Source organism: Belnapia sp. (assembly GCF_059504005.1).
Genome location: NZ_JCACHU010000166.1, coordinates 14,657 through 26,213 on the forward strand (window position 1 = coordinate 14,657; position 11,557 = coordinate 26,213).

General features: G+C 72.4%; 11 protein-coding genes. 2 read left to right on the plus strand and 9 right to left on the minus strand.

Annotated elements, in window-relative coordinates; all coding sequences use genetic code 11:
• Positions 1-35: 35 nt before the first annotated feature.
• A complete protein-coding gene (locus tag AC5JJ1_RS25665) occupies positions 36-506 on the plus strand; it encodes a DUF192 domain-containing protein (protein ID WP_495787962.1) in 471 nt (156 codons plus the stop codon).
• 99 nt (positions 507-605) lie between these two features.
• On the opposite strand, the gene AC5JJ1_RS25670 is transcribed toward AC5JJ1_RS25665, so the two are convergent.
• Positions 606-1,340 carry a transglycosylase SLT domain-containing protein gene (locus AC5JJ1_RS25670; protein ID WP_495787963.1) on the minus strand — a complete coding sequence of 245 codons (735 nt, stop codon included), beginning with the start codon at positions 1,338-1,340 and terminating at the stop codon, positions 606-608.
• 152 nt (positions 1,341-1,492) lie between these two features.
• Positions 1,493-2,272, minus strand: a complete 780-nt coding sequence (locus AC5JJ1_RS25675; RefSeq protein WP_495787964.1) for a response regulator transcription factor — start codon at positions 2,270-2,272, stop codon at positions 1,493-1,495.
• A 187-nt stretch (positions 2,273-2,459) separates the two neighbouring features.
• Between AC5JJ1_RS25675 and msrP the strand changes: the two genes are divergently transcribed.
• Positions 2,460-3,392 carry a protein-methionine-sulfoxide reductase catalytic subunit MsrP gene (msrP, locus tag AC5JJ1_RS25680; protein WP_495787965.1) on the plus strand — a complete coding sequence of 311 codons (933 nt, stop codon included), beginning with the start codon at positions 2,460-2,462 and terminating at the stop codon, positions 3,390-3,392.
• An 83-nt stretch (positions 3,393-3,475) separates the two neighbouring features.
• Here the strand turns inward: msrP and AC5JJ1_RS25685 are convergent, their stop codons facing one another.
• From AC5JJ1_RS25685 to recG, 7 genes are all read right to left on the minus strand, one after another.
• Complete coding sequence (locus AC5JJ1_RS25685) at positions 3,476-4,468, minus strand: Bug family tripartite tricarboxylate transporter substrate binding protein (RefSeq protein WP_495787966.1); 993 nt, start codon at positions 4,466-4,468, stop codon at positions 3,476-3,478.
• A 26-nt stretch (positions 4,469-4,494) separates the two neighbouring features.
• Entirely contained in the window at positions 4,495-4,923 is a 429-nt protein-coding gene (locus tag AC5JJ1_RS25690; RefSeq protein WP_495787967.1) for an NUDIX hydrolase, read from the minus strand.
• Positions 4,920-5,942 (minus strand): DUF4340 domain-containing protein, encoded by a 1,023-nt coding sequence (locus AC5JJ1_RS25695; protein WP_495787968.1) that lies wholly within the window; start codon positions 5,940-5,942, stop codon positions 4,920-4,922. Before AC5JJ1_RS25695 ends, AC5JJ1_RS25690 begins: the two co-directional genes overlap by 4 nt.
• 10 nt (positions 5,943-5,952) lie before the next feature.
• Positions 5,953-7,908, minus strand: coding sequence for a GldG family protein (locus AC5JJ1_RS25700; RefSeq protein ID WP_495787969.1), 1,956 nt, complete (start codon positions 7,906-7,908; stop codon positions 5,953-5,955).
• A 4-nt stretch (positions 7,909-7,912) separates the two neighbouring features.
• Positions 7,913-8,644 (minus strand): ABC transporter permease, encoded by a 732-nt coding sequence (locus AC5JJ1_RS25705; RefSeq protein WP_495787970.1) that lies wholly within the window; start codon positions 8,642-8,644, stop codon positions 7,913-7,915.
• Positions 8,644-9,372, minus strand: a complete 729-nt coding sequence (locus tag AC5JJ1_RS25710; RefSeq protein ID WP_495787971.1) for an ABC transporter ATP-binding protein — start codon at positions 9,370-9,372, stop codon at positions 8,644-8,646. The genes AC5JJ1_RS25705 and AC5JJ1_RS25710 overlap by 1 nt, the downstream gene beginning before the upstream one ends.
• 71 nt (positions 9,373-9,443) lie before the next feature.
• Positions 9,444-11,525, minus strand: coding sequence for an ATP-dependent DNA helicase RecG (recG, locus tag AC5JJ1_RS25715; protein ID WP_495787972.1), 2,082 nt, complete (start codon positions 11,523-11,525; stop codon positions 9,444-9,446).
• Between the last annotated feature and the right edge of the window lie 32 nt (positions 11,526-11,557).

The following is an 11,557-nucleotide window of genomic DNA, read 5'->3' on the forward strand; positions in this document are numbered from 1 at the left end:
GGTCGGCGCGCTGCGGCAGTGCCAAGCTGGAGGCCATGCTTCGACGCCCGCTGCTCGGCCTTGCAGGCCTCCTCCTCGCCACGCCAGCCCTTGCGCAGAACGACCCGCAGCCGCGGCTGCCGGAGGAGCCGCTCGTCATCGTCACCCGCGACGGCAAGCGCCACGAGTTCCGGGTGGAGATGGCCGTGACCATGGAGCAGCAGATGGTCGGGCTGATGTTCCGCCCGAGCGTCGGGCCGGATGAGGGCATGCTCTTCGACTGGGGCCGGCCGCGCGAGTCCAGCATGTGGATGCGCAACACCGTCACCTCGCTCGACATGGTCTTCATCACGGCCGACGGGAGGATCCACCGCATCGCGGAGCGGACGGTGCCCTATTCGCTCGCCGCCATCGACAGCCGCGGGCCGGTGCGGGCGACGCTCGAGCTGGCGGCGGGGACGGCGGAGCGGCTGGGGCTGCGCGTCGGCGACCGGGTAATCCAGCGGATCTTCGGCACCGCGGAGTAGGTCGGCCTCCGTTCGCCTTGGCGCGAGGAAGCCGCCCAGCCTGCCGTTCAAGCGGGCATGTCAGCGCCATCAGGCGATTTCAGCTCCTGGCAGCTTGCCCTAGAGGCGCGAGGGCAGCATCGCCACCCGGCCGGCGAGCGGGATGGGCGCCGCGCGATAGGCCGAGAGGCCGCGGCCGCGGCCGCCGCCCGGCGCGGCATTGGCGAGGACGGGGGCGCGGTCGGCGCCGTTCGAGAGCATGAATCCGCCGCCGGGCTGGCTCGGGCGGAACAGGGGCAGCGCGACCTGGGGCGCGGGCGCGGCCGGGCGCGCCTGCTCCTGCGACCAGGCCGCGGCGATGCGGGCGCGGTAGGGCTCGGCATATTCGGGCGTCTGGGAGTGGTAGGCGGCCGCCGCCGCCATCCAGTCGGCGCGGGTGGATTTCAGCTCGGTCAGGAACCGGGCGGCGTAGCGGGCATTGGCGAGCGGGTCGAAGGCCTCCTCCAGGCTGGCGAAGGCGTTCGGGTGGTGGCGCAGGTTGATCTGCATGCCGCCGATGTCGATGGAGCGCACGCCCTGGGCCTGGAGCGACCGGACGGCGGCAATTGCTGCCGCCTTGTCGGGGAAGAAGCTGCCGCGGCCCTCGGCATTGATGGTCCAGGGCCAGGGCTCGACGGAGCCGGTGGCCGGGTCGCGGCGGCCGGACTCGACGCGGGCGATGGCGGCGAGGAGGCGGGGCGGAAGGCCGGCCTCGCGCTCCGCCGCGGCGACGGCGGCGTCGCACGGGCCCGCGGCCGCGACGGAGGCGAGGGGCTGCAGCAGGACTACGCAGAGGAACAGAAGGCGGCAGGGCATCGCTCGGCATCCCGGGCCCGCGGCGTGCGGGCGGCGGAGAGGCCAGCGCAAGGGGCGTGCCAGGCCGGGGAAGGCGCCGGCGGCTGTGGGGCCCAGGGGTCTTTCGGCCCGTGGCGGGAGGGCGTGAGGAGGGCGGCGCCCTCCTCGCTGCGTCAGGCCGTGGCCAGCACCTGGCTGCGGCGCGTCCAGCCCCGCGGCACCGGGTCGATCGCCGCTTCCGGGCGGCGGGCGTTGCGGGCGGTCTCGACCGCGGCCTGGCTCGGCTCGAAGGCGACGTAGCCGCGGCCCCAGACCGTGCGGATCATCTCCGCCGCGCCGCAATCGGCGAGCTTGCGGCGGAGCTTGCAGACGAAGACGTCAACGATCTTGGAGTCGGGCGCCATGCCGTCGGCATAGAGGCTGCTCATGAAGCGCTCCTTGGTCAGGAGGACGCCCTTGTGCAGCATCAGCGTCTCGAGGAAGTCGAACTCGCGCGCCGTCAAGTTGACGCGGCGGCCATCGACGACGGCGGCGTGCTGCGCCTGGTCGAGCGTGACGTTGCCGCAGACAAGGCGTGCGCTGGTATGGCCGCGGGCGCGCCGGGCCAGCGCCTGGAGGCGGGCGGCGAGCACGCGGAGATGGATCGGGTTGGCCAGCACGTCGTCGGCGCCGGCATGCAGCAGCGCCTCCTCCTCGGCCGGCTGTGGGGTGCGGCCGCAAAGCACGGCGACGGGCAGGTTGAGGCCACGGCGGCGGAGCTCGGCGATCGCGGCCTGGGCCGCGCGCATCGGGCCGTCGATGCGGAGGACGAGGCCGTCATAGGGGCCGCTCAGCGCGAGGGCGGAGGGCAGGTCGTCGAGGGCGTCGATGTCGTCGCAGCGGAAGCCGAGATCGGCGAGGCCGGCGACCAGGATCGCGGCATTGGCCGAAGGGGAGGCAAGAAGGATATGCATGCTCTGCTCCGCCGGTGGGTCGTCTGGGAGGCCGTTGGCGATCACAGGATAGTGTGCAGGATATGGAATACAATCCAATTCGCGTGATGCGTGTACCGGTAACCCTTGCTGTGGCTCTGGCGAAACACCTGGGCGATGCCAGATCGGCGGGGCAAGCAGGGCCCTTCCCTGGACCAGGAGTATGACGATGTTCATTCACAAGCGCCGTGGCTGGGAGATCCCGGACAGCGCAGTGACGCCGGAAGCGCTTGTTTTCGGCCGGCGGGCGGCGCTTCGGGCGGCGGGCCTGGCCGCCATCGGGCTCCCCGGCTTGGCGCGGGCGGCGGACGTTCCGGCGGCCGCGCGCAATCCCCGCTACGAGCCGGGGCGCGCCATCACCGCCGAGCGCGAGGCCACCACCTACAACAACTTCTACGAGTTCGGCACCGACAAGGGCATCTACCGCGCGGCGCAGAAGTTGCCGCTCTCGCCCTGGACGGTGAAGGTGGATGGGTTGGTGGACCGGCCGCGGGAATTCTCGGTCGAGGACCTGGTCAAGGCCATGCCGGTCGAGGAGCGGGTCTACCGGCTGCGATGCGTCGAGGCCTGGTCCATGGTGGTGCCCTGGACGGGCTTCCCGCTCTCGGCGCTGCTCGCGGCGGTCGGCGTGCAGTCGGGCGCGAAATACGTGCGCTTCGAGACGGCGGCGCTGCCGGCGGTGATGCCGGGGCTGCGGCAGTCCTGGTACCCCTGGCCCTATGTGGAGGGCTGCACCATCGAGGAGGCGGGCAACGACCTCTCCTTCCTGGTCGTCGGCGCCTATGGCAAGGCGCTGCAGGCGCAGAACGGCGGGCCGATCCGCTTCCACCAGCCCTGGAAATACGGCTTCAAGGCGGGCAAGTCGCTGACGCGGATCAGCCTCGTCGCCGAGCGGCCGAAGAGCTTCTGGGAGGCGATCCAGCCGCAGGAATACGGCTTTTGGGCCAATATCAATCCCGAGGTGCCGCATCCGCGCTGGAGCCAGGCGAGCGAGCGGGTGCTCGGCACCGGCGAGCGGGTGCCGACGCAGCTCTTCAACGGCTATGGCGAGTTCGTCGCTGGGCTTTACGGCGGCCTGCAGCGGGAGCGGCTCTGGGGCTAGTGGCTTGGTCGTGAGGTGATTCGCCCTGTCGTTCAGGCGGGCAAAGCACTTCCATCAGGGAATCGGCCGGATGGGAGGGTGCCCTAGTCGAGCCTGGCGCCCGAGATCTCGACCAGGCGCTTCCAGCGCGGGGTCTCGGCACGGATTCGGGCGGCGAGCGCCTCCGGCGTCTCGCTGGTGAGCACCCGGTAGCCGAGCGGGCGGAGGCGCTCGACCAGCGCCGGGTCGGCGGCTACCGTCCGCACCGCCTCGTTCAACCGCAGGAGGATCGGCGGGGGCGTGCCGCCGGCGGCCATCACGGCGTTCCAGCTCTGGATGTCGACATCGCCGAGGCCGAGCGAAGAGAGGTCCCTCATCCCCGGCACGTCGGGCAGGAAGGGCAGGCGCTCGGCGCTGCTGACGGCGAGGGGTTTGAAGCGGCCGGCCTCCACATGCGGCATCAGCGCCGGCATCACGTCGAACATCATGTCGATGGTGCCGGCGAGCAGGTCGGAGATGGCCGGGCCGCCGCCGCGATAGGGGACATGGGTGATGCGCGCGCCGGTCGCCTGGTTCACGGCGGCGATGGTCAGGTGGCTGGTGGTGCCGGTGCCGGAGGAGCCCATGGTTACCCGGTCCGGATTGGCCTTCGACCAGGCGATGAGGGCGGCGAAGTCGCTCCAACCGTGCTTCGCCGCCGTCTCGGCATTCACCACGCAAAGCACCGGGCCAGTGGTGACGTTGGAGATGGGTGCCAGGTCCCGCTGCGGGTCGAAGGCCAGCGACTTGTACAGGAAAGGCGCGGCGCAGAGGTTGGAGGCGCCGACCAGGCCGATGATGGAGCCGTCGGCCGGAGATTTCGCCAGGGCATCGGTGCCGATGTTGCCGCCGGCGCCGCCGCGGTTCTCGACGATGACGGCCTGGCCGAGGGCGTGGCCGAGCCGCTCCGCCAGCAGCCGGCCGAGGATGTCGACGGCGCCACCGGGCGGAAAGGGCACGATCAGCCGCAAGGGGCGGCCGCCCGGATTGGGCTGGGCGAGGGCAGGGGCGGCGACCAGCATGGCGCCTGCGGAGAGGATGCTGCGACGTCCCGGCATGGCGTGGCCTCCTGTTTGGCGGAAGGCTACAGCCGTTGGCGGGCCTCGGCGATAACCCTGAGCACGTCCGGCGTCAGGTCGTAGGCGGGAAGCTCCTCCGGCAGCGCCCAGGCGATGGCGGAGACGTCGTCGCCCGGCCGGCCCTCGCCGCCGGCGCGGCGGCCGCAGAAATCGATGATGGTGTAGTGGTAGCGCGTGGCGCCGCCCGGGTCGGTGGTGATGGCATCGACCACGGCGGCCAGCTGCAGCGGGCCGGCCTCGATGCCGGTCTCCTCGAAGAGCTCGCGGCGGGCGGCCGCCTCGGCCCGCTCGCCCAGATGCTGGGCGCCGCCGGGAAGGGACCAGCTGCCGACGCGCGGCGGCTTGCCGCGGCGGGCGAGCAGCACACGGTCCCCGTCGAAGACGATGATGCCGATGCCGACCCAGGGGCGATCCGGGTATTCGCGGACGCTCATCGGGCGGGCGGCGGGGAAGGCGCGGGACGCGGCAGCAGGTCCTCGAGCCGGGGGATGAAGGCCTTCTCCTTCCAGGCGCCGACCTGGTAGGCCCAGTCCCGCCAGCGCGCATTGAGCGGCTCGCTGCCCGGGCCCTCCGCGGCGAGGCGAATCCAGACGGTCTCGCCGTCATGGCTCGGGGCGATGGTGACGGCCATGCCGTCGATGAGGTCGAAGCGGCTCTCGCCCAATGCGGCGCCGGGGCCCTCGGCGGCAGGCTTCACGTCGAGGAAGGTGAGGAACTCGAAGCCCCGCGCCACCTCGTCGAGCGAGACATCGTCGAGCGGGCGCGGATCCTCGGGCTGTTCGAGGCGAAGCTTCGCATCCGCCTCGTCGCCGCGGGCGAGCACCAGCGCCGGCTCACCGCCCCGGCGGATGGTGACGCGGCGGATGCGGTCGGCGGCGATGTTGGCGATGTCGCGGTCGAGCCAGAGCTGTGCATCGGCATCGGCGGGCAGGCGGCCCTCGGCGAGCCAGGCCTGGCTCTCGTTGGGGCGGCGGACATAGGCGCTTTCCGGCACATTGCCCTGGGTGCGGACGCGGCGCCGGCCGATGACCAGCTCGGCAATCGGCTTGTCGTTGGCGGCCAGCACCCGCAGCAGCAGGGCCGTGCTGCCGGGACGGGCCGGGTCCTCGACGCCGAGGCGGTCGTGCTGGCCTGGATCGGCGGTGCGGGGCTCGACAAGGCGCAGTTCGGTCAGGCCGACCAGAAGCTCGCGCACGCGCTCGGGGCGGGTGGGGTAGTTGCCCTTCTGGGGCAGCACCCAGGCCTCGCCCTGGCGGAGCAGGGTCAGCACCGTATCCTGCTTGCGGATCTCCACCTTCGCCGCCTCCGCGAGCCGGGCGGCGAGGTCGGGGAAGGCAAGGCTGGCGGCGGGCGGGGCGACCTCCTGCCGGAGGGCTTGAGGGGTGAGGAGCAGGGCGGCGCCCACCGTCACGATGGCGCCGCCGCCGAGCAGCAGCAGGGTCCGGCGTTGCATGCCTCTCTCCTCAGGCCCGGGCCGCGGCGCGGCGGCGCTGCCGCAGCACCGCGAGGCCGATGGCGAAGGCCGTCAGCAGCGCCGGGACCAGGGCGATGTTGACCAGGCGGAGCGTCGTCTCCAGCCCCTCGATGTCGCGGCGCAGCTCGAGCTGCACGGCGCGGAGCTGGCGGCGGGTGGCGATGATCTCCTCGCGGGCGCGGTCGATCTCGGCGCGCTGCTCGGGGGTGATGACGGCTTGGTTGGCGTTGCGCTCGGCGCCGGGGGCGGTGGGCGTGCCCTGGCGCAGCTCGCGCAGGCGGCGCTCCGTCTCCTCCAGCTTCTGGGTGAGCTGGCGCTCGGTCTGGCGGTACTGGGCGTCGGCGTTGCGGCGGATGTCCTCCACCAGCTCGAAGGGCCGGAGGCTCTCGCCGCGGGAGCGCAGCGAGATCAGCGCGTCGGAGCCGCCGAGCGTGTCGGCGATGTTGGCGACGAGCGCGCCGTTGCCGCTGATGGGCGTCGCCATTTGCTGGCCGAAGAAGTCCTGCATGCGGACCCAGAAGCGGTCCTCCAGGATGTCGCTGTCGTTGATGACGACGAGGTTGGCCGCGCCCTGGCTGCGGGCGAGATGCGCGGGGAAGCCCTCCGGCCGCTGCTGGCCCTCGGCAGGCGCAGGCGGGCCGTCCGGGAAGGCGGAGGGCAGCTCGCCGCGCAGCCGGGCGGCGATGACGTGGCGGGTGCCATCGGCCCGGAAGTCGGCCAGCAGGCGGGCCGGGCTCGGGTCCTGGCTGACGCGGGCGGCGTCCACCACCATGCTCTGCGCGGAGGAGGTGAGCAGCGGGGTGAACTCCACCGTGCTGCCCTCGCGCTTGCGCAGCTCGCCGGCGGAGGCGACCGTGACCTGGTCGAGCTGGGCGATCGAGACCTCCGAGCGGTTCAGGCTGTCGCCCTGCAGGTTGTACCAGGCGAGGTAGTCGACGGCCTGGACGCGGTCACCGGGGCCGGCGCGAACGCGCCAGGCGCCGCGCAGGTCGAGCACCACCTTGTCGGAGGGCGCGTCGACGCCCCAGGCATTCAGCAGGCGGTCGAGGGAGGAGGCGGTGTTGGCCGGCGGCTGGCCGGTCGGGCCGGGGCGCGCGGCCTGGCTCTCGGAATGCGGGTCGACCAGCAGGAAGAGCTTGCCGCCGCGCATGACGAACTGGTCGACGGCGTATTGCGCGGCATCGCCCAGCCCCTGCGGATGGGCGAGGAGAAGGACCTGCACCTCCGGCTCGATCACCTGCGTGTCGAGCGGGATGTCCTTCACGGTGAAGTACTGGCGGAGCTGCGTCATCACCGCGGCCGGCTGGGCGAGCTGGGGCTGGCGCAGCATCAGCGCGCGCGGGTCGCCGTTCAGCGGCAGGGGCGACATGACGCCCATGGTCGGGCGACGCGGGTTGGAGAGCTCGTAGACCAGGCGCGTCAGGTCGGCCTCGAGGAAGCGCTCGCGGTCAGGCTGGAAGAAGGCCAGCACCCGCTCGTCATCGACGAGGTTGGTGCCGGCCAGGCCGAAATAGACCTGCTCGCCGGACTGGTCGACGGGGACGCCCTGCAGGCCATAGGCCATGGCGCGGTCCTCGGTCTCGGAGAAGGGCTCGGGGTCGAGGACCTCGAGCTTCACCTTGCCGTTCGAGAGCGAGACGTATTCCGCCAGCATCTCCCGCACCCGGTCGGCATAGGCGCCGTACATCGGGACCTCGGCCCCGAGGCGGCGCGAGTAGAAGAGGCGCAGCGTGATCGGGTCCTGCAGGCCGGCGAGGATCTGCCTCGTGCCGCCGGAGAGGGTGTAGAGGCCCTGGCTCGTCAGGTCGATGCGGGCGCGCGGCAGCAGCCGGTCGGCCAGCATGTTGACGCCGATCGCCAGCACGGCGGCGGCCAGAAGGCCGAGCGCGGAGGTGCCGAGGCGGCGGCTGCCGCGGCGCGGGGCAGGCAGGGTAGTCTCGCTCATGGTGCTAGTCCGCCTTCCGGTGGTCGAGCAGGACGGCGTTCAGGAACAGGAAGAAGCCGATGAAGCTGGCGAAGTAGATGATGTCCCGCGCCGCGATGATGCCGCGGGTGAAGCCGCCGAAGCGATCGGCCACCGACAGGCCGCGGGCGATCTCGGCCAGCACCGGCAGGCGGCTGTCGAGGAATTCGGTGACGACCGGGCTGCCGGCGGCGGCGAAGACGAAGCAGAAGGCGACAGCGAGGACGAAGGCGATCACCTGGTTCCGCGTCAGCGCCGAGATGGCGGCGCCGAGTGCCAGGTAGGCGCCGGCGACCAGCAGGCAGCCGACATAGCCCGAGAGGATCACGCCATTGTCGGGCGAGCCGAGGAGGTTGACCGTGATCACCAGTGGGAAGGTCAGGGCGAGCGCGATGCCGCAGAAGGCCCAAGCGGCGAGGAACTTGCCGAGCACGGCGGCCCATTGCGGCATGGGGAGCGTCAGCAGCAGCTCAATAGTGCCGAGGCGGCGCTCCTCCGCCCAGAGGCGCATGGTCAGCGCCGGGACGAGGAAGAGGAAGAGCCAGGGCACGAAGGAGAAGAAGGGGATGAGGTCGGCCTGGCCGCGGTTGAAGAAATTCCCCAGCGTGAAGGTCAGCGCCCCGGCCAGGACCAGGAAGATGACGATGAAGACGGTGGCGACGGGCGTGGCGAAGTAGCCGGCCAGCTCGCGCCGGGCGACGATCAGGGCCGCGCGCATCAGGCGGCCTCCTGCCCGAGGGTCAGGCGGCGGAAGACGTCGTCGAGGCTGCGTCCCCGCTCCTCCAGCACGGAGGGCGGCGCGTCCACCACCAGCCTGCCGCGGGCGATGATGATGGCGCGGGTGCAGACGGCGCCGACCTCCTCCAAGATGTGGGTGCTGATGACGATGGCCTTCTCAGGCGCCATGCGGCGGATCAGCGCGCGCACCTCGTGCTTCTGGTTGGGGTCGAGGCCGTCGGTCGGCTCATCCAGCACCAGGACGGGCGGGTCGTGCAGCAGGGCCTGGGCCAGGCCGACGCGGCGCTTGAAGCCCTTGGAGAGGGTCTCGATCGGCTGCAGGCGGACGCCCTCGAGCTGGGTGAGGGCCATGGCATGGGCGGTCCGGTCGGCGAGCTCGCCCCCCCGGTAGCCACGGATGCGGCCGGTGAAGGCGAGGAAGCCCCCGACCGTCATCTCCGGATAGGTCGGCGCGCCCTCGGGCAGGAAGCCCAGGTTGCGCTTCGCCTGGACGGGCTGGTCCACCACATCGGCGCCGCAGATGCGGGCGGTGCCGGCGGTGGGGGGCATGAAGCCGGCCAGCATCCGCATGGTGGTCGATTTCCCGGCGCCGTTCGGGCCGAGGAAGCCGAGCACCTCGCCCCGTTCGACGCTGAAGGAGATGTCGTCCACCGCGGTGAAGCCGGCGAAGCGTTTCGTCAGGCGCTCGATCTCAATCAGCGCGGCCAAGGCGGAACCCCCACTATGCACCCGGCGGCGGGACTTACCGGGATGTACCGGCTTTGCAAGACCCCTGCGGTTTAACCTGCCCGCAAGGTCTCCATCGCCGCCTCCTTGCCGAAGAGGCGAAGCAAGAGGCGGACGGCTTGGCCGCGGGGGGCGGTCAGCGTTGGGTCCTTTTCGAGGAGGAGGGCGGCGTCGCGGTTGGCCATGGTCACGAGGCCGTCCTGCGCCTCCGCCTCCGGCAGGCCGAGGCGGAAGACGGGGGCGCCGGACTGGCGGGTGCCAAGCGCCTCCCCGCCGCCGCGCAGGCGGAAATCGGCGTCCGCAATGGCAAAGCCATCCTCCGTGTCGCGGAGGATCAGCAGCCGCTCGCGGGAGGCAAGGCCGAGCGCCTCATCATAGAGCAGCATGCAGTAGCTGGCCTCGGCCCCGCGGCCGACCCGGCCGCGCAGCTGGTGAAGCTGGGCGAGGCCGAAATGGTCGGCATGCTCCACCACCATCACCGTCGCCTCCGGCACGTCGACGCCGACCTCGATGACGGTGGTGGCGACCAGCAGCCTGGTCCGGCCGGCGGCGAAGTTGCGGATGGCCTGCTCGCGGATGTCGGGGTCGAGCCGGCCATGGGCGAGGCCGACCTGGCCGGGGAAGCGCTCGGACAACTCGGCGAAGCGGGTCTCGGCGGCGGCCATGTCAACCAGCTCCGATTCGGCGACATGGGGGACAACCCAGTAGACCCGGGCGCCGCGCTCCATCGCCCGGCCAATGCCGGCGACCACCTCGGGCAGGCTGCGGAGGCCGTGCAGGGTGGTGGTGATGGGCTGGCGCCCGGCCGGCTTGCCGGCGAGGCGGGAGACGGCCATCTCGCCCCACTGCGTCAGCAGCAGGGTGCGGGGGATGGGCGTCGCCGTCATCACCAGCATGTCCGCCTCGCCGCCCTTCTCGGCCAGCAGCAGGCGTTGGGCGACGCCGAAGCGGTGCTGCTCGTCGACCACGGCGAGGCCGAGGTCGCGGAAGGCGACGCCCTCCTGGAACAGGGCGTGGGTGCCGATGGCGATCTGGACGGAGCCGCTGGCGAGGCCGGAGAGGACGCGCCTGCGCTGGGCGCCCTTCACGCTGCCGGCCAGCAGCTCCACCCGAACGCCGGCCGGGGTGCAGAGGCGGCCGAGGGTGCGGGCATGCTGGCGGGCGAGGAGCTCGGTCGGGGCCATCAGCGCCGCCTGGGTCCCGGCCTCGACGGCGCGCAGCATGGCCAGCGCCGCCACCAGCGTCTTGCCGGCGCCGACATCGCCCTGCAGCAGGCGAAGCATCCGGTGCGGGGCGGCGAGGTCCGCATCGATCTCGCGCAGCGCATGGGCCTGGGAGGGGGTGAGGGGATGGCCGAAGGCGGCCAGCGCCTGGCTGCGGAGGTGGCCGTCGCCCTCCAGCTTGCGGCCGGGGCGCTGGCGGACCCGGCGGCGGACCAGGGCAAGGGCGACCTGCCCGGCCAGGGCCTCGTCATAGGCCAGGCGGGTGCGGTGGATGGGGGGCGGCGCGCTCTCCGGGGCCTGCACGGCGCGCAGCGCCGGGGCGAAGCCGAGCCAGCCCTCGCGGCGGAGCAGGGCGGGGTCGTGCCATTCCGGCATGGGCGGGATGCGGTCGAGGGCCGGGCCCATCGCCTTGGCGACCTGGCCCGTGCGCAGGCCCTGGACGAGGGGCCATACGGGTTCGAGCTCCGGTAGCCCCTCCGGGCCGGTGGCGGTAAGGGGATTGATCATCGAATAGGCGCCGGCCTCGGATTTCACCTTCCCGGCTAGAAGGCGCTCCGTGCCCGCCGGCATGAGCTGGCGGAGCCATTCGAGCCGGCCGTTGATGAAGCGGACCAGCAGCGGCTTGCCGCCGGCCTCGGCGCGGACCTCCACATAGCCCCGGCCGGTGCGGGACCGGGCGGCGCGGTGGCCGACGACCAGGGCGGGGAGGATGACCTCGGCGTCGGGCGGGGCGTCGGCCGGGCTCTCGATGCGGGTGCGGGTGGCGTAGCGCTCCGGCAGATGGAACAGGAGGTCGAGCACGCGGCCGCCGCCCACCGCCTCAGCCATGCGCTTGGCGATCTGCGGACCCACGCCCGGCAGGCTGCCCAAGGGGGAGAGGAGCGGGGTAAGGTCTTGCTCTTCCGGATTCATCGCATGGAACCGCTGATGCGGCTGCCGCGTCG